Origin of the sequence: Celeribacter neptunius, assembly GCF_900113955.1 — a bacterium.
GTDB lineage: Bacteria > Pseudomonadota > Alphaproteobacteria > Rhodobacterales > Rhodobacteraceae > Celeribacter > Celeribacter neptunius.
Genome location: NZ_FORH01000004.1, coordinates 71,186 through 90,813 on the forward strand (window position 1 = coordinate 71,186; position 19,628 = coordinate 90,813).

At 61.0% G+C, this 19,628-nt stretch carries 19 protein-coding genes; 8 read left to right on the forward strand and 11 right to left on the reverse strand.

The window, feature by feature from the left end; all coding sequences use genetic code 11:
- Positions 1 to 7 precede the first annotated feature (7 nt).
- Together BM151_RS11350 and BM151_RS11355 are read right to left on the reverse strand one after the other, a co-directional pair.
- Entirely contained in the window at positions 8 to 1,228 is a 1,221-nt protein-coding gene (locus BM151_RS11350) for a glycosyltransferase family protein (RefSeq protein ID WP_090060836.1), read from the reverse strand.
- Positions 1,229 to 1,231: 3 nt separating this feature from the next.
- Positions 1,232 to 2,059: an HAD-IIB family hydrolase gene (locus BM151_RS11355; RefSeq protein WP_090060837.1), complete on the reverse strand. Its 828-nt coding sequence runs from the start codon at positions 2,057 to 2,059 to the stop codon at positions 1,232 to 1,234.
- 159 nt (positions 2,060 to 2,218) lie between these two features.
- Here BM151_RS11355 and BM151_RS11360 point away from each other — a divergent pair, with 159 nt between their 5' ends.
- Genes BM151_RS11360 through lpxK form a run of 3 tightly spaced genes read left to right on the forward strand, consistent with a single transcriptional unit; the run spans position 2,219 to position 4,767 of the window.
- Positions 2,219 to 2,464 carry a DUF4170 domain-containing protein gene (locus BM151_RS11360; protein WP_090060838.1) on the forward strand — a complete coding sequence of 82 codons (246 nt, stop codon included), beginning with the start codon at positions 2,219 to 2,221 and terminating at the stop codon, positions 2,462 to 2,464.
- A 12-nt stretch (positions 2,465 to 2,476) separates the two neighbouring features.
- On the forward strand, positions 2,477 to 3,778 hold the full coding sequence (locus BM151_RS11365; RefSeq protein ID WP_090060839.1) for a 3-deoxy-D-manno-octulosonic acid transferase: 1,302 nt from the start codon (positions 2,477 to 2,479) through the stop codon (positions 3,776 to 3,778).
- A complete protein-coding gene (lpxK, locus tag BM151_RS11370; protein ID WP_090060840.1) occupies positions 3,775 to 4,767 on the forward strand; it encodes a tetraacyldisaccharide 4'-kinase in 993 nt (330 codons plus the stop codon). Before BM151_RS11365 ends, lpxK begins: the two co-directional genes overlap by 4 nt.
- 4 nt (positions 4,768 to 4,771) lie before the next feature.
- On the opposite strand, the gene BM151_RS11375 is transcribed toward lpxK, so the two are convergent.
- Together BM151_RS11375 and BM151_RS11380 are read right to left on the reverse strand one after the other, a co-directional pair.
- The gene (locus tag BM151_RS11375; protein WP_090060841.1) at positions 4,772 to 5,500 is read right to left on the reverse strand and encodes a DsbA family protein; all 729 of its coding nucleotides are present in this window, start codon (positions 5,498 to 5,500) and stop codon (positions 4,772 to 4,774) included.
- Entirely contained in the window at positions 5,497 to 5,970 is a 474-nt protein-coding gene (locus tag BM151_RS11380) for a DUF721 domain-containing protein (protein WP_090061140.1), read from the reverse strand. The genes BM151_RS11375 and BM151_RS11380 overlap by 4 nt, the downstream gene beginning before the upstream one ends.
- A 189-nt stretch (positions 5,971 to 6,159) precedes the next feature.
- On the opposite strand from BM151_RS11380, the gene mutY reads away from it, so the two are divergent.
- Together mutY and BM151_RS11390 are read left to right on the forward strand one after the other, a co-directional pair.
- Positions 6,160 to 7,209, forward strand: coding sequence for an A/G-specific adenine glycosylase (mutY, locus tag BM151_RS11385; protein WP_090060842.1), 1,050 nt, complete (start codon positions 6,160 to 6,162; stop codon positions 7,207 to 7,209).
- Between the two features lie 36 nt (positions 7,210 to 7,245).
- Positions 7,246 to 8,385 carry an alkane 1-monooxygenase gene (locus BM151_RS11390; RefSeq protein ID WP_090060843.1) on the forward strand — a complete coding sequence of 380 codons (1,140 nt, stop codon included), beginning with the start codon at positions 7,246 to 7,248 and terminating at the stop codon, positions 8,383 to 8,385.
- Positions 8,386 to 8,580: 195 nt separating this feature from the next.
- On the opposite strand, the gene BM151_RS11395 is transcribed toward BM151_RS11390, so the two are convergent.
- The 3 genes from BM151_RS11395 to BM151_RS11405 all read right to left on the reverse strand — a co-directional run bounded on the left by BM151_RS11395 (position 8,581) and on the right by BM151_RS11405 (position 11,124).
- Complete coding sequence (locus tag BM151_RS11395; RefSeq protein WP_090060844.1) at positions 8,581 to 9,681, reverse strand: site-specific DNA-methyltransferase; 1,101 nt, start codon at positions 9,679 to 9,681, stop codon at positions 8,581 to 8,583.
- 114 nt (positions 9,682 to 9,795) lie between these two features.
- Positions 9,796 to 10,446: a ribonuclease HII gene (locus BM151_RS11400; protein WP_090060845.1), complete on the reverse strand. Its 651-nt coding sequence runs from the start codon at positions 10,444 to 10,446 to the stop codon at positions 9,796 to 9,798.
- A 138-nt stretch (positions 10,447 to 10,584) separates the two neighbouring features.
- Entirely contained in the window at positions 10,585 to 11,124 is a 540-nt protein-coding gene (locus BM151_RS11405; protein WP_090060846.1) for a hypothetical protein, read from the reverse strand.
- 169 nt (positions 11,125 to 11,293) lie between these two features.
- Here BM151_RS11405 and BM151_RS11410 point away from each other — a divergent pair, with 169 nt between their 5' ends.
- From BM151_RS11410 to BM151_RS11420, 3 genes are all read left to right on the forward strand, one after another.
- Positions 11,294 to 11,584 carry a hypothetical protein gene (locus tag BM151_RS11410; RefSeq protein ID WP_090060847.1) on the forward strand — a complete coding sequence of 97 codons (291 nt, stop codon included), beginning with the start codon at positions 11,294 to 11,296 and terminating at the stop codon, positions 11,582 to 11,584.
- Positions 11,556 to 12,254: a winged helix-turn-helix domain-containing protein gene (locus BM151_RS11415; protein ID WP_090060848.1), complete on the forward strand. Its 699-nt coding sequence runs from the start codon at positions 11,556 to 11,558 to the stop codon at positions 12,252 to 12,254. Before BM151_RS11410 ends, BM151_RS11415 begins: the two co-directional genes overlap by 29 nt.
- Positions 12,255 to 12,394: 140 nt before the next feature.
- Positions 12,395 to 14,680, forward strand: a complete 2,286-nt coding sequence (locus BM151_RS11420) for a methyl-accepting chemotaxis protein (RefSeq protein ID WP_090060849.1) — start codon at positions 12,395 to 12,397, stop codon at positions 14,678 to 14,680.
- 332 nt (positions 14,681 to 15,012) lie between these two features.
- On the opposite strand, the gene BM151_RS11425 is transcribed toward BM151_RS11420, so the two are convergent.
- The 4 genes from BM151_RS11425 to BM151_RS11440 form a co-directional block, all read right to left on the reverse strand.
- Positions 15,013 to 16,002: an LLM class flavin-dependent oxidoreductase gene (locus tag BM151_RS11425; protein WP_090060850.1), complete on the reverse strand. Its 990-nt coding sequence runs from the start codon at positions 16,000 to 16,002 to the stop codon at positions 15,013 to 15,015.
- Between the two features lie 110 nt (positions 16,003 to 16,112).
- Positions 16,113 to 18,080, reverse strand: a complete 1,968-nt coding sequence (locus BM151_RS11430) for an acetoacetate--CoA ligase (RefSeq protein ID WP_090060851.1) — start codon at positions 18,078 to 18,080, stop codon at positions 16,113 to 16,115.
- 30 nt (positions 18,081 to 18,110) lie between these two features.
- Positions 18,111 to 18,878, reverse strand: a complete 768-nt coding sequence (locus BM151_RS11435) for a sulfite exporter TauE/SafE family protein (protein ID WP_090060852.1) — start codon at positions 18,876 to 18,878, stop codon at positions 18,111 to 18,113.
- 33 nt (positions 18,879 to 18,911) lie between these two features.
- Positions 18,912 to 19,583, reverse strand: coding sequence for an EthD family reductase (locus BM151_RS11440; protein WP_143093087.1), 672 nt, complete (start codon positions 19,581 to 19,583; stop codon positions 18,912 to 18,914).
- Positions 19,584 to 19,628 lie beyond the last annotated feature (45 nt).

A 19,628-nucleotide genomic window follows, 5' to 3' on the forward strand; every position in this document is an offset into this window, starting at 1 on the left:
GCTGAACTTAGCTATATTCTGCCATATCCTCGGCCACGGCCCGGGTCATCGAGGCAATGATATCCGGGTCGGCGGAATGCACCCGCGACCAGTTCGGGATGAAAGGCGTCTCCATCGGATTGTCCAAGAACACAGACCCCGCGAGGATGATGTTATTGGCAAAGAGCTCGACGGCTTTCTCCTCGGCATGGCGATCGACATGCAGCCCGTTCATCCGGGCATCGTTGAAATAGGTCTCGATGAGATCGAGCGCACCGCGATAATAGGTGGCCTTGATCGAGCGAAAGATCTCTTCGGAAAACACCGTGCCATCGGCGGCGAGCTTGCGATAGAGCGCCTTGCAAATGTCGACCGACATGCGTGACAGGCCGGTCTTGGCGTCTTCTTCGCTCAGGTCCTGATGCTTGTGATCGTAACGGTCGGAAATTTCGACCTGACAGACCGCACGCGGGCTGAGGTTACGCCAGGCCTCGGAGAGAAGCCCGATCTCGAGCCCCCAATCCGAGGGAATACGCATATCCGGCAGGATCGAGGTGCGCATGGCAAACTCGCCGGCGAGCGGGTAACGGAAATCGGCGAGGAAATCGAGATAGTCGCGCGGTCCCAGAACCTTGGCCAGCGCCTGAATGATCGGCGAGACCAGCAGCCGCGTCACCCGGCCATTGAGCTTGCCATCCGCGACCCGCGGGTAGAAGCCCTTGGACATCTGATAGGGAAAGGTCGGGTTGGCCACCGGATAGACCAGACGCGCCAGCATTTCCGCCGAATAGGTCACCACATCGCAATCATGCACGGCGACCACCGCGCTGTCGGCACGCGAAATCGTGTAGCCCATGCAGAACCAGACATTGCGACCCTTGCCCGGTTCTGACGGCGACAGATCGAGCTCTTTGAGCCGCGCATCTACAGCTTGAAGGCGCGGACCGTCATTCCACAAGACCACGTGATCAGCTTTGAGCACCGAGAAGAACTTCAGCGCATGCCGGTATTGTTCTTCTGTGGCGCGATCGAGCCCGATCACGATGCGATGGATGAAATCCACCTTGTTCAACTCTTCGAGGATGTTGGGCAATGCCTCGCCCTCAAGCTCGGAAAACAGGGACGGCAGGATCAGGGTGATTTTCCGACTGCTCGAGAAGGCGTTCAGCTCGCGCTTGAGATCCTCCTCACCATTGATGCGCAGATTGTGAAGCGTCGCGACATGCCCGCCTTGGTGGAAATCAGCCATTTCTCAGCCTTCCTTCTCTTCTTCGTATTCCTGTGCGATGCGCTCCAGCACCGCGAGGCGCCAGCCTTCCGGCCCCGGTCTCTGCGTCCGCGTGATCCGCCCGCTCTTCTCCCCTGGCAGTGCGGGGATACCCGGACCGTGTGAATTCCTGACGACAACGCCATGGTCGGCCATGGCAATCATTTCGACATCGTTCGGCGCATCGCCCAGCGCCATGGTGACCGGATGAGACCTATAGTCGGCGGTGATTTCCGCCATCCTGTCGGCCTTGGTCGCCCCGAAGGACAGTGTCAGATAGCGCCCGCCCTGACGCGCCTCGATCCCTTTCGCCTGCAAAGCCGCTTCGAAAGCGCGGCGCCCCGCGTCAGATCCCGTCCACAGGCCCGGTTCGGAAAACTGGCGACGCGCCGCCAGTTCAGCCTGCGCGGGGGACAGCCCGGTGTGCTGTGCCACCTCGGCAACCGACCAATCGGAAAAGCCGGTGAAACCCTGACGCAGCGCTGCGGGCAGTTCCGCCAATGCCGCCCGGATCTTCTCATGCGCACTCCGATCGTTCAGTGCACCGGCGCCGGGCGCGAGAACGCCCGCGCCGTTTTCCACGATCGCGGGCGCATGATCGAAGCCCATCTCGGCGCGCAGCTCGGCGATTTCCGCCGCGGTTTTCGAACTGGCCAGAATCAATGGTATTCCCAGCGCTCTCATCCGCCCCAAGGCCGGCTCCGCTGCGGCCCAGGAATAGCTGTCATGATCGAGCAAGGTGCCGTCGAGATCCGAGAATACGATCAGGCGCGGCCCGGACGGGCGTTGGGGTGGCTGGTAGTCCGTCGTCATGCAACCATGATGACCGCTGGGCGTGCGAAGGAAAACAGCTGATCTGAAAAAATCGTGCACATCTGCTGCAAATTGCCCAAGAATTAAACAACATCCGCTGGCCGCTTGACCCCCCTCGCGATTGGATTAGGTTGCAGCCACACCATCCGGAGAGATTTCATGGCACAAAGATTGCACCTCGTGTTTGGCGGCGAACTCATCGACCCGTCCAAGACCGTGTTCCGTAACGTCGATGACATTCACATCGTGGGGATTTTCCCCAATTACGAAAGCGCGCACAACGCCTGGAAAGCCGAGGCGCAACGCACGGTGGACAATGCCCATATGCGCTATTTCATCGCCCATCTTCATCGCCTTCGCGACGAGGAACAAGACGCCTCGCCGACCGAAGAGCTTGGGGCATGAGGTAGAGGCCAGATGGCCCGACCCTTTCCTTTTCTGCTCTATTCCGGCCTGACCCGACGCAGTGCGCGTCGCCATCTCGACCGGCTGGACCGTCTGGTCACAGCCGGCGAGGTGACGGAGGAGATGCGCAATGCGCGTCTAGCCCAGGGCCTGCCGAAACGTCCGAAAGGACCGCTTCTTTGGCTTCATGCGGCGACCGCTTTCGCGCTGCGTCCCGCGAGCGAATTGTTTTGCCGCATTCGGGATGACCGCCCCGATCTCAACGGGCTCATCACCCTGGGCCACGGGGTTGAGCTGCCTCCCGGGCTGTCGCTCGACGGCGGGTTGCTCGCCGCCACCCCGGAAGACGATCCGAATATCGTGCGACGATTCCTGACCCACTGGGACCCGGATGAGCTGATCTGGATCGGCGGCCGGTTCCGTCCGACCCTGTTGCGCGCAGTTGAAGAACGCGGCCTGCCCGCGATCTCCATCGACGCCCCGAAAAGCCCCGCGACGCTCGACACCCATATCCCTGTGCCCGGTTTGCGCTCCGCCGTGCTGAATTGTTTCGATCATGCGATCACCGCCTGGGAGGAAACCACGATGATGTGGTATCGGGCGGGATTTGGCTCTGATCAGGTCGAAAAACTCGGTTTTCTCGAAGAGGGCGGTATCGCCCCTTCGCTCGACGAAGAGGAGCTCTCCCGGCGCCTTGAAGAGCTCAAAACCCGCCCTGTCTGGTTCGCCACACGTATCGCCACGGCCGAAGTCGGTGACGTGATCCGGGCCCATAAACGCGCGCTTCGCCGCGCGCACCGGCTGTTGCTCGCCGTTTCTCTGAGCGACAACGCCCCGCTGGAAAGCGTGCGGGCACAATTCGAGGGCGCAGGCATCGATGTCATGGTCCTGGGTCAGGACAGCCCGATTTCGGAATCCGTACAGGCCGTGCTGCTGCCTCCGAGCGGCAATGAGCGCAGCCAGGACGGGCTCTGGCATCGCATTGCGCCGATCAGCTTTCTCGGTCGTTCCATCGCCCCTTTTGGCGGCGTCGATCCTTATCCGGCTGCAGCCATGGGATCGGCCATCCTGCATGGACCCCATGTTGAGAGCTACGCCACGGCCTATGCGCGCCTGACCTCAGGCAAGGCCGCGCAGGACGTGCGCGACGGCTATGAGCTCGGTGACGAGGTCAGACGGCTCATGGCGCCCGATCAGGCGGCTCTGATGGCCAGCTCCGCCTGGGAGATCTCCTCTACCGGCGCCGAGGTCACCGATCGGGTCGCCGATCTGGTACAGGATTTCCTCGACCTGCGCGAAAGGCTGGACGCATGAAACCGCCACTGTTCTGGTCCAATTCGGCAGCGGCTCCGGGCTGGCAGGCATGGCTGTTGTCGCCGCTTGCACGGCTCTACGCCCATGCCACCGCCCGCCGGGTCGCGCAAAGCGGATATCGCGCCCAATGCCCGGTGATCTGTGTCGGCAATATCAATGCCGGCGGCACCGGAAAGACCCCCACGACCATCGCGCTGGTGCAACATCTCATGGCCCGGGGCCATCGCCCGCATGTGGTCTCGCGCGGCTATGGTGGCCGGCTCGAAGGCCCGGTTCGGGTCGAGGAAGGCCAGCACAGCGCCGGTGAGGTTGGCGATGAACCCTTGTTGGTTGCCGCCTTTTGTCCGGTCTGGGTGGCCAAGGATCGGGCCGCCGGGGTACGCGCGGCCGAAACCTCCGGGGCGGATGTCGTCATCCTCGATGACGGAATGCAGAACCCCACGGTGCAAAAGGATCTGACCCTGGTGGTCGTGGATGCCTGGCGCGGTTTCGGCAACGGCTGCGTTATCCCTGCCGGCCCGTTGCGTGAACCTGTGACCAAGGGGATGGCACGTGGCGATGTGCTGATCTCCATCGGGGACGCTCGCGCGCAGGCGCGATTTGAAGCGAATTGGGGCGGATCAGTCTCGATATCTCATCTGAAAGCAGAATTGAAACCCCTGCAAATGGGGTTCGAATGGGACGGTCAGAACGTCCTGGCCTTTGCCGGCATCGGACATCCGGAAAAGTTTTTTCAAACCCTGACCGGGCTCGGCGCAAACCTGTTGCGCGCCGAGGCGCTTCGGGACCATCAGCCCCTGTCGACATCTCTGATGACACGGCTCGAAATCGACGCCCTCGCGCTCGATGCCCAGCTCGTGACCACAGAAAAAGACGCGGTGCGTTTGCCCCGCGCCTTTCGCACCAAGGTGATCACATTGCCAGTCAGGCTCGAGATCCCCGACTGGCGTTCAATTGATGCGCATCTCAGCCGTCTCGGGCTGGATTAGAGCCTCATTCGGAGGTCTTGACCTCTTCCGCGGCATCTGTGGTCTCGGAGGTTTCTGCGGCAGGGGCGGAGATCTCCGCGAGCTTTTCATCGAGGATCTCTTTCAGATCCGCGTAGCTCATGTTCGAGTGAAGCTCGCCGTCGATCACCAGGCTCGGGGTGCCCTTGATGTCATATTCGGCCATTTCCGCGGTGAACTTGGCATAGAGTTTCTGGGCCATGTCACCATCATTGAGGCAGGTATCGAGGTTCTCATCCGTCAGCCCGGCGCGTTTGCCGATCTTGCGCAGGTTCTCGACGATTTCCATCGTGTCCTTGCCGCCGGCAATCCAGTCTTTCTGCTCGTCATAGAGCATTTTCTGAATGCCGAAATAGCGCATATCGCCACCGCAACGTGCGACCATGGCGGCCCAAAGGCCAAATTTGTCGAAATAGACTTCGCGGTAGACGAAGCGCACCTTGCCAGTGTCGATATAGTCTTTCTTCAGCTGCTCGAAGACGGCCGCATGGAAGGTCGCGCAATGCGGGCAGGTGTAGGAGGCGTATTCGATCAATTCGATGGGTGCCTCCGAATCGCCCAGCACAAGATCCGGAATATCGCTCGTGTCGACCGGCGCCGCATCTTCGGCCCAGGCCGGGGTGACGATGAATCGCGTCATGGCAGAAGGGTCAAGCGCAAGGCCAAGCCCGAGGCTCGCCATAGCCGTTGAGATCATGAAAGTGCGGCGGTTCATTTGTCTTCCTTTGTTTGATTTTTCTGCCGGGTCAGAAAGGTCCCGGCGAATGTTTCGAGAGCACGGCGCAGAGCCTCATCCTCGACCCCTTGCGACAGGCTGCGTGCCGTCTCGCGGGTCTCGGCGGAAATTTCCGGCTTTGGCGCGGGTTTCGGATCGGAAAAAGCAACCTGCCCCTTGGCAAAGCCGATCGGCGCCGTTTGCGTCACATGGATACGGCTGATCGCGTTATAGCCATAGACGGCATTCACCCGGTCGCGGATTTTAGGCAACTCGGCCTGCAGCATCGGCGCATAGGCCCCGGTGGTCAGAAGCGTGAGCGTGGCGCCGAAACCACCCTTGGCATAGGAGACCTTGACCGGTCGGGACATGGCGGCGGTGGCCTCGCCCACGATGTCTTCCCAATGGGTCAGCAGACGGGATTCGGAAAAACCACGTTCTTCCGAGACCTCGCGAATGCGGGACTGCATCAGGCCAGAGGCCCTCTCGAACCCCCGTTTCCGCCGTTTCCCACCTGTCTGCGTCTCTGCCATCATCCTGGACCTTGGTTCCTTCCGGGGTTTCCCGCTGGTCTATCTCCATCTTCTGCCTATTTTAGAGGGCGCGACGCAAGGCGCCAGAAGAAAGCAGATGACGGGACCTAAAGATTGCGTGACGGGATGAAACAAGACGGCAGCTCGGCAGCCTTGCTGGCGTGGTATGATGCGCATGCGCGGGAGCTGCCCTGGCGGATTTCTCCGATGGAGCGGCGGAACGGCGTTGCCCCGGATCCCTATCGGGTCTGGCTCTCGGAGATCATGTTGCAGCAAACCACCGTGGCCGCGGGGAAATCCTATTTCGAGCGCTTCACCGATCTCTGGCCGACGGTCACCGCGCTGGCCGATGCCGAGGATGAGGTGGTCATGGGCGAATGGGCCGGCCTCGGATATTACGCCCGGGCCCGCAATCTGCTGAAATGCGCCCGGGTCATTCGCGATGAGCATCAGGGAATATTCCCGCGGACTCGGGTCGAGTTACAGGCACTTCCGGGGGTCGGCCCCTATACATCCGCCGCGATCTCCTCGATCGCTTTCGACCAATCGGAAACCGTGGTGGACGGCAATGTCGAACGGGTCGTCTCGCGGCTGTTCCGGGTCGAGACCCCGCTGCCGACGGCGAAGCCCGAGCTCACCGAGTTGGCGACACGCCTGACGCCCTCCGAACGCCCCGGCGACTATGCCCAGGCGATGATGGACCTCGGCGCGACGATCTGTACACCGAAATCCCCGGTTTGCAGCCTTTGCCCCCTCCAAGATTTTTGCGAGGCGCATGCCGCCGGGGATGCGTCTCGATTCCCGCTGAAACTGCCCAAAAAGCCCAAACCCACCCGCCATGGTCACGCCTATGTCGGACGCAGTGCACGCGGCGAATGGGTGTTGCAAAAGCGCCCCGAGAAAGGGCTCCTGGGCGGTATGCTCGGCTGGCCCGGCACCGAGTGGCAAGACCCGCATCCCAAACGGGCCCCCTATGAGGGCAACTGGCAAGAGGTCGGCGAGGTGCGTCACACCTTCACGCATTTTCATCTGATTCTGACGGTTCATGCCGCGGCGGATGTCGAGCGCACGCCGGACAGCCTGACACTGCGCGGTCAGAACGCCTTTCGCGCCTCGGATTTGCCAACTGTGATGCGAAAGGCATTTGACCTTGCCTACGCCAAGTTGGAAGGTTGACGCAGAACGCGCGGGCATTTTGGAGAGTGTAATCCTATGAACATGGCCCAGATCAGTTTCAGAAACGCGATGCCCTTCTGGCTGTCGCTCACAGTGGTTCCCTTTCTCTGGCTCGGCGCTTTTGTCGGAGGTTGGACCGTGCTCATCGTGCCGCTCTATGCCTGGTACATGTTCGGGTTCCTCGACGGGCTTCTCGGTCTCAACACCGACAATCCAGACCCGAACACGGCGGAAAGCGAGCTTTTCTGGTATCGCGCCATCACCATGATCTGGTTTCCGGTACAGGCGGCGAATATCTTTGGCCTGATCTGGTTCGTCACCCATACGGATCATCTCTCGATACTTGAAACCGTGGTGCTGTTTTTTGGCCTCGGCGTCTCTTCCGGCTCCACGGGCATGGTCTATGCCCACGAGCTGGCGCATCAGCGCAACAATCTCGAACGCTGGCTTGGCGATCTGTTATTGGCTTCCGTGCTCTATTCGCATTTCCGCACCGAGCATCTTCTGGTGCATCACAAACATGTCGGCACGCGGCGCGATGCGGTGACGGCGCTCTATAACGAGGGGTTCCATCGCTATTTCTTTCGCGTCCTGCGGGAATGTCCGCGCTCGGCCTGGGCAGCGGAAAAGGCGCTTCTGGCGCGCAAGGGGCTCTCGCCCTGGCACCCGCGCAACCCGCATTTCCGCTACTGGGTCCTGCAACTCTTGATGCTGATCGCAGCCACGCTGATCGGCGGGGTTCCCGGACTGTTGCTTTTCATCTGGCAGGCGATCGTGGCGATCTGGCAGCTCGAGCTGACCAATTACGTCGAACATTACGGGCTGACCCGCCGGCACTTGGGGGATGGCAAATACGAACATGTGATGCCGCATCACAGCTGGAACGCGGCGCATATGGCAACGAACTGGCTGTTGATCAATCTTCAGCGCCATTCGGATCACCATTACAAACCGGACCGGCGTTTTCCGCTGTTGCAGAATTACGATGAGAATGAAGCCCCGCAGCTGCCCTATGGCTACACTGTGATGGGGGTCGCGGCGATGGTGCCGCCCCTGTGGCGCCGGATGATGAATCCCAAGGTGAAACAATGGCGTAAACGCTATTACCCGGATCTCGCGACATTCGAGGATTGGGAGCCTTACAAGAACGGCACCAATCCGTTGCCCCGCTTGTAACCAGACCGACCGGCCACGAAAAAAGCCCCGCTGATCAGGCAGCGGGGCAGTATATGGTGCCGCGTAGTCAGGCCGCAGGCACCAGGCGGTAACTTTGAATTTCGAGAAATCGTGCTGTCGGACTTCTGGCGGACAAAGGTCGGACTTCCGTCGGACCTTTGTCCCAGTTTCCCAGCGTCGCGCTTATGGCATCACTTATTGCATTTCCGCGCGGATCTGTTGGCGGAGCACGTCGATCGGGACGTTCTTGCCATCGCGTTTGAAGGTCCAGTAGGTCCAGCCATTGCAAGAGGGCGCGCCTTCGAGATGGGCGCCGACCTGATGGATCGAACCTTTGACATCGTTGGACACCAACGTGCCATCGGCGCGCACCTTGGCGGTGCTGCGCCCGTTCATCGAGACGAGCTCTTCGCCCGGGCGCAGCATGCCACGCTCGACAAGCTGACCGAAGGGCACGCGCGGCTCGGCGCGTTTCGAGGTGGAGACGCGCAGCGCATCCTTGTCGAATTTGCGCACGGAGGCGATGCGCTTCTCGGCGACCTTGCGGTATTTCTCTTCGCGCTCGATGCCGATGAACTCGCGGCCGAGCATCTTGGCCACAGCACCGGTGGTGCCGGTGCCGAAGAACGGGTCGAGGATCACGTCGCCCGGATTGGTGGTGCCGAGTACGATACGGTGCAAGAGGCTCTCGGGCTTCTGCGTCGGATGCGCCTTGTCGCCATTGTCGTCTTTCAGACGTTCACCGCCATTGCAGATCGGCAGCACCCAATCGGAGCGCATCTGAATGCCTTCGTTGAGGGCTTTCAGCGCTTCGTAATTGAAGGTGTATTTCGCGGCTTCGTTCTTCGACGCCCAGATCAGGGTCTCATGGGCGTTGGTCAGGCGCTTGCCGCGGAAATTCGGCATCGGGTTGGATTTGCGCCACACCACGTCGTTGAGAATCCAGTAGCCCTGGTTCTGCAACTCGGCGCCGAGACGGAACACATTGTGATAGGATCCGATCACCCAGATCGCACCATTCGGCTTGAGGATGCGACGCGCGGCCTTGAGCCAGTCGCGGGTGAAATTGTCGTAGACCTTGAAACTGTCGAACTGGTCCCAGGCATCGTCGACCGCATCCACTTTGGAATTGTCGGGACGATGCAGGTCGCCGCGCAGCTGCAGGTTATAGGGCGGATCGGCAAAGATCAGATCGACGCTCTCCTCAGGAAGAGCGTTCATGACCTCGATGCAATCACCGGCCAATATCTCATTGATCGGGAGCGAATTCGCCCCCTTGCGGATGGTTTTATTCATGTTCTGCCTCATATCGCGCCCCTTGTGGGACGTCGTTTTAACGCGCCGTTTTCGGCGTCATTTATGGGGTCAAAGATGAGTCATCCGGGATTCCCAGTCAATTTCTTTTTCGAATCAGCCACTTACGTTTTTATCTTGATACAAGATATTGTGGACGGGTTTGAAGGAACGTCTATGGTGTGGGGTCACACCGAAATTTCGGAGCCCGTCGAGATGCGCTTTGGTGCCGTAGCCGGCGTTTTTCTCCCAGGCGTATCCCGGATAGTGTTGCGCCAAATCCACCATCAGCCGATCACGCCATGTCTTGGCGACGATCGAGGCCGCAGAAATCGAGAGCGAGCGCGCATCGCCTTTGACGATCGCCTCGGCATCCAGCCCGAAGGCGGGCGGGATTTTGTTGCCATCCACGAGCACATAGTCGGCCGCCTGTTTCAGCCCGGCCACGGCACGTTCCATGGCACGCAAAGAGGCCTGTAGAATATTGATTTCGTCGATCTCCTCGACCGTGCAGGAGGCGATGGAAACATCGGCCACCGCGAGGATTTCGTCGTAAAGAGATTCGCGTTTCTTCGCCGTGAGTGCTTTCGAGTCGTTGAGCCCCTCCGGAATGCGCGCCGGGTCGAGCCAGACGGCGGCGGCCACAACGGGTCCGGCGAGCGGGCCGCGCCCGACCTCGTCCACGCCGGCAATGCGGGCATAGCCGCGCCGGGCGGCCGCTTCTTCAAAGGAATAATCGGGGGTCGGTTTGGGATCTGTGTTTGCCATACCCCTGTGAAGCCGAAGCCTCTGGCCGGTGCAAGGGGAAAGCGGCGCCAGAAAAAGACGGGTGGGACGCATGACCCACCCGTCCAGTGACGCGGCACATCGGGACATGAAGCCGCGCATCTGCTCGATTATGAAAACTCAGTCATGCGACCGCGTGGAAATGCGGGTGCTGTTGCGATGGTTCCAATCGGAACGATCGGCCTGGCGATTGGCGGTGACGCGATAGCCGAAGTTGCTCAGGCAGGTGACATCATATGCGTCGCGCCAGTGGCTATCGGTCCTGACCCGGGTTTCGCAGGCGCGCGGCAGGTCCACGTTGCGACGGGCCTCGCGCTCGATACAGGTTTCGAAGGCGACAAGACGTTGCGATCCGCTGCGGCCGGCGCTCAGAACGCATTGGTTCGGAATGCTCTGGCCGGCATAGCGGTCGCGATAGCGGTCCTGCTCCCGGTAGCGATCCCGGTCCTGAACGCGCGGCTGCGGTTGCGGCGCAGGCGCCCGACTCACGGTCGCCTTGTCCTTTTGATCCTCGATCGCCTTGCCGATGACGAAGAGCGTCAGAAGCCCGCCCAGCGCGAGGGCGGTATCTTTCTCCGAGGCCCGAGCGGGAGCAGCGGAAATTCCAGCCGTTGCGAGGGAGAGCGCCAAGAGGCCAGCGGTGAATTTGGTCAGTTTCATCCTGCGTCCTTTCAGGTCCTGGACCCCGGGGCGGGGCACATGAGGTGATGGGACGGTGATGCGGCAGGGGGACGAAATCGCTCAATAACAGCCGGATGTCATCGGATAACAGGCGATGATCTCGGCTTTGCTATTGAATAGCAGCGGCCAAACTCACAGGATCGCGAGCATGAAACAGCATCTTCTTCTCCCGTTTGTCTTTGCAATGGCCGCCCTGCCGGGACTGGCCAATGCCGCCTGTTACGCCAGCTACAAGGCGAAGCAGGACGATCCGCTCAAACTGCATTTCGGCGTCGCCGAGGTGAGCGGCGCGCAATGTACCAAAGACGCAGCCGCCGCATCGCTTGGTCCCCGCTTGGCGAAAGAGGGCTGGCAACTTCTGCAAATCGTCGCGATGATCCCGGAAGAGAAACTGGACGAGGTCAAAGCCGATGCTGGCGCCTATTTCCTCCGATACTGACAGCCGCAAGGTCTCGCGCGTGGCCATCCTCGGTATCGTGGCGATTGTCGCGATCCTGTTGGTCGCGGCCGTGTTGTTGTTCGTGAACCTGCCGGATGCCAATGCGTTCAACGCGCGGGTGGAACAGATTTTCGTCGAGAACGATCTGACCACCCAGGCCGAAATCAAGCTGTTGGAAATCCTGGCACAATCAGGCACCAGCTTTGCCGAGACGCTGACCTCCTACCGCATGGTGATTTTCGTGCTGCTGGTCTTTGCCACGGCGCTTCTGGTCGCAGCGCTGGTGTTTCTGGTGACGATCATTGCGCTCAACCGCCGGATGTCGGAAATCGAAAAACGCGGCATCGAGGTCTCGTCGCTGCTGATCTCGCGCGCCGAGAACACCGTCTATCTCAACAACATGGAATTCAAGCTGACGCCCGCGGCGATCGAAACCCTGTCGGTTCTGGCCGAAGCGAGGCTCGACGATGATGTCATGTCCGGGGCAGAGATCGAAGCGGTGATTTCCGGCCGCAATGCCTCTGACTGCGACGAGGCCGCCGGCGCCACCAGGATCAAACGGCTGCGCGACACGCTGGGCAATCAGATGGTCAGCGAGTTGCTGGTGAAAAACATCGCCCGCAAAGGCTATATGCTGTCCTGCCCGCGCGACGTGATCAAGATGGTCTGAAGAGAGGGTCGAGGTTCCCCGCCGCCGGCTCCCGAGCCTTGCCTGCTTGACCCAAAGTCACCCTGAAGACCCGGCTGAGATTCGCAGTCTATTAAGGGATCTGTGCGAACTATACCCCGATTTCTCTTTGGAGTTCGCATATGAACATCTCTTTGAAGACCGTCTCGGGTCAGCTCATCCTCGCAGCAGGTGTGATCATCTCAGTCATCGTTGTCGGCATCACCGCCTTCAACGGCTGGCGCACCTCGGAGAAGGTGAACAGCCGGATTCTGCAACAGGCCACCGATCGGGCCGAGTGGGCCGCGGATCAGGTCAGTTTGCTGGTGACCGAAGCCACGTCGACGGGCCTGGCGCTGAGCGGTATGATCGAAGGCTATATCGGGACGGATCAGGCGCAGGGCGCCGAGATCATCTCGATGCTCGAAGATGTTCCGATGCAATTCGACAATCTCTTTTCTTCCTGGATGTCCGTCATTCCCGGGAGCGCGGCCTCGACCCTGATCCACGGTGAGGAGGGTTTGAACCCCGCCGGTTTCTTCACCCCCTACTGGACCAAGAACGCTTCGGGCGGTCTCGATTTCCAGACGTTCGAGGTCGACGAGTCGCAGGAATGGTTCGCCGAGCCGGTCCGCACCGGCAAGAGCCTGATCACCGAACCCTATCGCACGAACGAAGGTCGGTTGATGACCTCCGTCTCGGTGCCCGTGCGCCACAATGGTGAAATCATCGGGGTCGCCGGGGTCGATATCACGCTCGCGCATCTGACGGATCTTCTGACGAATATGAAGATTTTCGGCGATAGTCGGATGGCCCTGGTCGACAGCAACGGCAAATGGCTCACCCATCAGACTCCCGAGCGGCTGATGCAACTCTACGAAGGCGTCGGCACGCAAGAGGTCAAAGCCGCGCTCGGTGACGGCCAGGTGCGGATCATCCGGGGACTGCCGGATGGCGTGACCCGATTGGTCTACCCGTTCAGCGCCAATGGCATGAACCGCACATGGGCCATGATCCTCGATGTCCCGCGCGACGTCTTCGCCGCCCCGGTTCGCCAGGAGGTCTTGCTGAATGTTGTCACCGGCGTGCTGATCCTAGTGCTGACCTTGGGAACGATTTTCATCTCGTCGCATCGCAAGGTGCGCCTGCCGCTGGCCGCGATGCTCGAGGATGTGAATGCGCTGGCTGACGGCAATTACGAACAGGACGTCTCCGGCACGGAACGTCGCGACGAGATCGGCACCATGGCGCATTCGCTCGAAAGTCTCCGGCAGACGCTCTATGCCAATCGCGGCCTGGAAAAAGAGCAACAGCGCCTGCGGGACGAGGCCGAACAGGCCCGGGCGCACCGTCTGGCCGAAGAGGACCGTCAGCGTGAAGACGCCGCAGAACGTGCCCGTCAGGAGCAGATCCGCGAGCAACAGGCCCGCGACGCCAAAGAGGCCAGCCGGCAACAGGAAGAGGCCGAGCGCGCTGCGCGTGCCGCCGAATTGTCCCGCGTGATCGATTTCCTCGCAAATGCGCTTCAGGGCCTGGCCGAAGGCAATATGGATGTGAAGATCGCCGAACGTTTCAACGCGGCATACGATCCGCTCCGGATCAATTTCAACCAGACCGTCGATCAGCTTTCCGAGCTTGTGTTTTCCATCGGCAACGCCACCGGTGAAATCAACGATGGCGCGCAACAGATCACCGGAGCGATCTCCGACCTGTCGCGACAGACCGAAGGCAATGCCGCCACGCTGGAAGAGACCGCGACCGCCTTGAACGAATTGACCGCATCGGTGCAATCCGCAGCACAGAATGCGCATCAGGCCAACACGCTGGTGAGCGAAACCTCCAAACAGGCACAGAACACATCGAAAGTGGTCGAAGATACGGTGATGGCGATGGAAGAGATCAAGTCCTCGTCCACGCAGATCTCGAAAATCATCTCGGTGATCGACGACATCGCGTTCCAAACCAACCTGCTGGCGCTCAATGCCGGCGTCGAGGCCGCCCGCGCCGGCGAGGCCGGTCGTGGCTTTGCCGTGGTGGCCTCCGAAGTGCGCGAATTGGCACAGCGCTCCTCCGGGGCAGCGCGCGAGATCAATGATCTGATCGTCAAATCGGGCAATCAGGTGCTCAACGGAGTCGAAAAGGTCACGACAACCGGCGAGTCCCTGCAGGCAATCTTCCAATCGATTGCGACAATTTCCGATCTCATTCGCGATATTGCCGCCTCGTCGAACGAACAGGCCTCCGGCATTTCCGAAATCAACGAGGCCGTGAACCAGATCGACCGGGCGCAGCAGCGCAACGCGGCGACATCGGAAGAGACCACCTCCGCCTGCACTATTCTGAGCATGCAGGCAGATGCGCTTTCGGATCTCGTGGCGAAATTCCAGACCGGCAAATCGAACCCGGCCGTCAGCTCTGGGCTGGGCTGACGCCAAAACGCGGACGTCGGCCCATCGGGATTTCCTCGGGCGACAAGGGGCGGACCCCGTCAGGCTTCGCCGCCCCGCCGCGGTAGGCCTGGCGATCCCGCCAGAACGGGGCGAGCCAGGAAGTTACAGCGAGCTCAAGGGAACAGTTCCAAATCGCGCCATCACAAATCCCAATGGCTTACACGGCGCGGTTCCCATTTTGTGGCTCACCTTTTGTGGCTCACAAGGATCGCTGCAGTGTTCTTTGCCGTATCACTGCGTTCTTTGAGAGGATGTCCGGATCAGGAGCCTGATCAGGCATATCTGGATGACAAAATGCGAATAGAGATCCCCTAGATCAAAGCGGTCATGACCTCCGCTGCGATCTCGAAAGAGCGGATGCGCGCCGCTTGATCATGGATCATCCCCGTCACCATCAACTCATCAGGCTGGTAGCGCTCAATCAGCGCCGTGATCTGCGCATGCACCGTGTCGCGCCCTCCGACTGCCGCGCAGCTGAGCATGCGGTCCACCTGAGACCGCACCGGAGAGGGCATGTTGGTCACGTTTTCGAGTGACGGCTTGGGCAATTTACCCCGATTGTTGGTCACAATGTTGGCAAAGGCCTGCAGCTGCGATGATCGCAAATACGTCGCCTCCTCATCGCTCTCGGCGGCGCAGACGCTGGCCGCCATGACCGCATAGGGTTCGGCGAGCGCGTCCGAGGGCTGAAACGTGCTGCGATAGACATGCAGCGCTTCGCCCAGCATGTCCGGGGCGAAATGTGATGCGAAGGCGTATGGCAGACCGAAATGCGCGGCGAGTTGTGCACCGTAGAGGCTCGACCCCAGAATCCACACCGGCACGTGGGTGCCCATACCGGGAATGGCCCGCACCGGCGCGCGTTCGGGCATATCACCCAGGTAAGAGATCAATTCCTGCACATCCTGCGGGAAGGTGTCGCCCTGTTGCATGTTCCGGCGCAGCGCGCGGGCGGTCAACATATCCGTGCCCGGCGCCCGTCCGAGGCCCAAATCAATCCGACCGTTGTTCATCAAGGACAGCGTGCCGAATTGCTCAGCCACCATCAGCGGGGCGTGGTTGGGCAACATGATGCCTCCCGCCCCGACCCGCATCGTCTTGGTCGCCGCTGCGATCTGACCAATCAGGACCGCCGTGGCGGAGCTTGCGATGCCGATCATGTTGTGATGCTCAGCCACCCAATAGCGGTGATACCTCGCCTCTTCCGCCGCCACGGCAAGGGCCACGCAATTGGCCAGCGCCTCATCGACACCATGGCCTTCGGCAACTGGGGCAAGATCGAGGAGCGAATAGCGTTTCATGATGGATGTCCTGACGTTTTCATTCGGTGTTTCATTCATAAGCGTTGTGACGAAACCCGGTGTCGCAAACAATCGCACGCCGGGTCTGCGGGATCTCTCAACCGCGCGTTTCAGGTCGTGAGCGGGGCAATGTCGCGAAACGCCTCCAACGCCTCCGGGTTGGCCAGCGCGCCGATATTCTTGGCCGCCCGGCCTTCGATGACATCCCGCACGGCCAGTTCCGAGACCTTGCCGCTTTTGGTGCGTGGAATATCGGTGACCGCGAGGATCAGTGCCGGAACGTGGCGCGGCGAAGCCCCGCGCCGGATCGCGGTCTTGATCTCACGGATCAGCCCATCGTCCAACACAGCCCCCGCGCCCATCACCACGCATAGCACCACGCGCACATCATCCCCGGTCGACTGACCGACAACGACGGCCTCCTCGATCTGGGCAAAACGCCCGACTTCGGCATAGATTTCCGCCGTGCCGATCCGCACCCCGCCCGGGTTGAGCGTTGCGTCCGAGCGCCCGTGGATCACATAACCGCCGCCGTCGATCTGCTCGGCGAAATCGCCCTGGCACCAGACGCCGGGAAAGCGGTCGAAATAGGCGGCTCGGTATCGCGCGCACCCTGCGTCATTCCAGAACCCCAGAGGCATAGTCGGAAACGGCTTGGTACAGACCAGTTCGCCTTTTTCACCGGGGACAACCGGCTTGCCCGCATCGGACCAGACCTCGACAGCGAGGCCCAGCCCCGCCGACTGGATCACCCCGCGCGCAACGGGACGAGTCGGGTCCCCCAAGACGAAGCAGGACAGAATATCCGTCCCGCCCGAAATTGACGCCAAATGCAGGTCGGGTTTCAGCACCTGATACACGTAATCATACGCCTCGCCCAAAAGCGGCGCACCGGTGGAGAGCATCGTGCGCAATGCGGAGAGGTTATGATCCGGCCCCGGAGCGAACCCGGCGGAGCGCAACCCGTCGAGATATCTCGGCGAGGTCCCAAATTGCGTCATTCTCTCGTCGCGGGCGTAGTCGAACAGCACGCCCGGGCCGGGATGGAATGGCGAGCCATCGAACAGCAAAAGCGTCGCCCCCCGCGCCAATCCGGACACCAGCCAATTCCACATCATCCAGCCCAGCGTGGTGAAATAGAACATCCGATCGCCGGGGCGCAGATCCACATGCAGCGCGTGTTCCTTGAGGTGCTGCAACAACACGCCGCCCGCGCGGTGCACGATGCATTTCGGTGCGCCGGTCGTACCGGAGGAAAAGGTCACATAGAGCGGGTGGTTGAACGGCATCGGCACGAACTCGCAAGGCTGCGCCTCAAAAGCAGCCTCGAAAGCATCGAAACTTGTGGCCTTTGGCAGCGCTGCGGCGGTGGCCTCTGCGGTCCCGAGATAGTCGATGATCACGCAGGCCTTGACCGTCTCAAGCCCGGCCATCGTCTCGGCAAGCTTGTCGGCAATGGCAAAGGGTTTGCCCGCATACCAATAGCCATCACAGGCAAAGAGCACCTTTGGCGCGATCTGACCGAACCGGTCCAGGATGACACGTGGCCCGAAATCGGGTGAGGCCGAGGCCCAGACCGCCCCCAGCGAAGCGGTGGCGAGCATGGCGGCGACCGCCTCGGGCCGGTTCGGCAACAGACCCGCGACCCGATCCCCCGGACCGACGCCCGCGGCCCGCAAGGCCAGTTGAAGCCGCGACACATGTGCCTCCAGATCGTCCCAGCTCCAGCGCAGCGCAGATTTGTCCTCTCCTCGAAACACCAGTGCATCGCGGCGCCCGTCGTCGGGCCGCGCCAGATGCAACAGGTTCTCCGCAAAGTTCAGCGTGGCGTTGGGAAAAAAATCCGAGGACGCCATGTCCTCTCCGACCAGATAGGGCCCGTCGCCCTTATCGCCGATGACGTGAAAAAAGTCCCACAAGGCCGACCAGAACCGCGCCGGGTCTTCGAGCGCGCGGGTTGTCAGAGCCTCGGTGTCCGACAGGTCTGCGCCGGTTTCATGGGCAAAATAGGCCCGAAATCGTGCCATTTCGCTCTCATGGGCGCGGTCATCGCCCGGCTCCCAAAGGATATTTGACATCAGCGTGTCTCCGCTTGGGCGGCGCGCCGATCAGGCGACCGCATCGATATAGGCCTGCCAGATCAGCACGAAGCTGACGAAAAACAGGATCAGGGTGATGATCAGGTTGAAGGCACGCGGATCGACGTAGCGCACCAGCCGCGATCCGGCCCAGCTTGAGGCCACAGCCAGCGGGATGAAGAACAGGCTGAGATGCACGGTTTCCCGATTGTAGAAGCCCAGGGCGGCGAAACTCGGAAGCTTCATCAGGTTCAGCGCGGCAAAGAACATCACGCTGGTGCCGACATAGATCTCTTTGCGCAGGTGCTTGGGCATCACGTAGATCTGGAACGGCGGCGACCCGGCATGCGCGATGGCACTGGCAAACCCGCCCGCGGCCCCCGCCCCGATACCGATCAGCGTGTCGTGGCGGGGCTGGGCCGGAATATCGGGCAGCCCCCGTGACATCAGCACCGCCTGCCAGATCGAGAACAACAGGGACACGCCACCCAAGGCCGCCTTGATCACCCATTCCGGCACGCTCGACGCCAGAAGATAGGCCGCGAGCACCCCGATGATACCACCCGGGATCATCTTTTTCAGGATCGTCTTGTCGAATTCGAACCGGTAGAGATAGACCGCGACCACATCCTGCACGATCATGATCGGCAGCATCAGCGCAACCGCCGTCAAAGGGTCGCTGAAGGCCGCCACCAGGGGCGTGCTGACCATGCCGATGCCGGCGAAGCCGCCCTTGGACAGGCCAAGTATGGTCACGGAGATCGTCAGCACGATCAGGAATGTCAGATCAGGCGTCATGTTCTGTCTTGACCGCAATCCGACGCGGATGCGTCAGGACAGCCCCCTCACACAGTGCGGCTCAACGAGAAAAGTCGAGATTTCCGCAATGAATTCCTTGGCATGCATCATCGTCGTGTTGCCGATGTCGGATTGAAAGGCGCTGTCGATCGTCTCGCCGTCCGGGAACCAGAGCTCGACCATCCCGTCGACCATCATGTGCCCGTCTTCGTCGCGCGGCCCGTCAAGCACGAGGTTCTGGCGATAGCCCGCAAGCCCCGGCAGGCGTTTGACCAAAAGGCCGTGCAACTCGAACCATTGCTTTTGAAACTCCTCGCTCGACACATCCGGGCGTTTGCGCAGGATCGACATCCGCTTGAGCCCCTGCCCCAGGACGGGCGGTTCGACCACGGTGTTTTGCAGGCAGAGGATCGACTGCATCTCCGCCACCAAAGGCCCCGGCAGCCCCATGGACAGGTTGAAACTGCCCATCGAGGCCGCCGTCATACTGGCGGAAATGTCGGGAAAGAAAAACTGCGTGATCGCATCCAACTCCACCCCGCCACGGGCGTAAGAGATGCCCTTTTGACTGTTGTCGACAACGCGGTTGAACACGCCCCCCAGACAGAGATCGCCGACACCGCGGCGCATGGCCTCTTCGTTGTCAAAGTAGCTGGTCTCGGAAAGATCGGTCGCGGTCTGGATCAGACCCATTACGGTAATCACGAAAGCACCTCGTTTGGTCTCGATTGTCTAGGAGGTGGGCCGCCC

Bases quoted from the DNA above. Each gene is read 5' to 3' on its own strand.
- BM151_RS11405 (WP_090060846.1), bottom strand. From the start codon at position 11,124: ATGAAACTGACCAAATTCACCGCTGGCCTCTTGGCGCTCTCCCTCGCA.
- BM151_RS11375 (WP_090060841.1), bottom strand. From the start codon at position 5,500: ATGAACCGCCGCACTTTCATGATCTCAACGGCTATGGCGAGCCTCGGG.
- BM151_RS11420 (WP_090060849.1), top strand. From the start codon at position 12,395: ATGAACATCTCTTTGAAGACCGTCTCGGGTCAGCTCATCCTCGCAGCA.
- BM151_RS11400 (WP_090060845.1), bottom strand. From the start codon at position 10,446: ATGGCAAACACAGATCCCAAACCGACCCCCGATTATTCCTTTGAAGAA.
- BM151_RS11365 (WP_090060839.1), top strand. From the start codon at position 2,477: ATGGCCCGACCCTTTCCTTTTCTGCTCTATTCCGGCCTGACCCGACGC.
- BM151_RS11355 (WP_090060837.1), bottom strand. From the start codon at position 2,059: ATGACGACGGACTACCAGCCACCCCAACGCCCGTCCGGGCCGCGCCTG.
- BM151_RS11390 (WP_090060843.1), top strand. From the start codon at position 7,246: ATGAACATGGCCCAGATCAGTTTCAGAAACGCGATGCCCTTCTGGCTG.
- BM151_RS11415 (WP_090060848.1), top strand. From the start codon at position 11,556: ATGCTGGCGCCTATTTCCTCCGATACTGACAGCCGCAAGGTCTCGCGC.
- lpxK (WP_090060840.1), top strand. From the start codon at position 3,775: ATGAAACCGCCACTGTTCTGGTCCAATTCGGCAGCGGCTCCGGGCTGG.
- BM151_RS11380 (WP_090061140.1), bottom strand. From the start codon at position 5,970: ATGCAGTCCCGCATTCGCGAGGTCTCGGAAGAACGTGGTTTTTCCGAA.
- mutY (WP_090060842.1), top strand. From the start codon at position 6,160: ATGAAACAAGACGGCAGCTCGGCAGCCTTGCTGGCGTGGTATGATGCG.
- BM151_RS11395 (WP_090060844.1), bottom strand. From the start codon at position 9,681: ATGAATAAAACCATCCGCAAGGGGGCGAATTCGCTCCCGATCAATGAG.
- BM151_RS11350 (WP_090060836.1), bottom strand. From the start codon at position 1,228: ATGGCTGATTTCCACCAAGGCGGGCATGTCGCGACGCTTCACAATCTG.
- BM151_RS11410 (WP_090060847.1), top strand. From the start codon at position 11,294: ATGAAACAGCATCTTCTTCTCCCGTTTGTCTTTGCAATGGCCGCCCTG.
- BM151_RS11430 (WP_090060851.1), bottom strand. From the start codon at position 18,080: ATGTCAAATATCCTTTGGGAGCCGGGCGATGACCGCGCCCATGAGAGC.
- BM151_RS11435 (WP_090060852.1), bottom strand. From the start codon at position 18,878: ATGACGCCTGATCTGACATTCCTGATCGTGCTGACGATCTCCGTGACC.
- BM151_RS11360 (WP_090060838.1), top strand. From the start codon at position 2,219: ATGGCACAAAGATTGCACCTCGTGTTTGGCGGCGAACTCATCGACCCG.
- BM151_RS11425 (WP_090060850.1), bottom strand. From the start codon at position 16,002: ATGAAACGCTATTCGCTCCTCGATCTTGCCCCAGTTGCCGAAGGCCAT.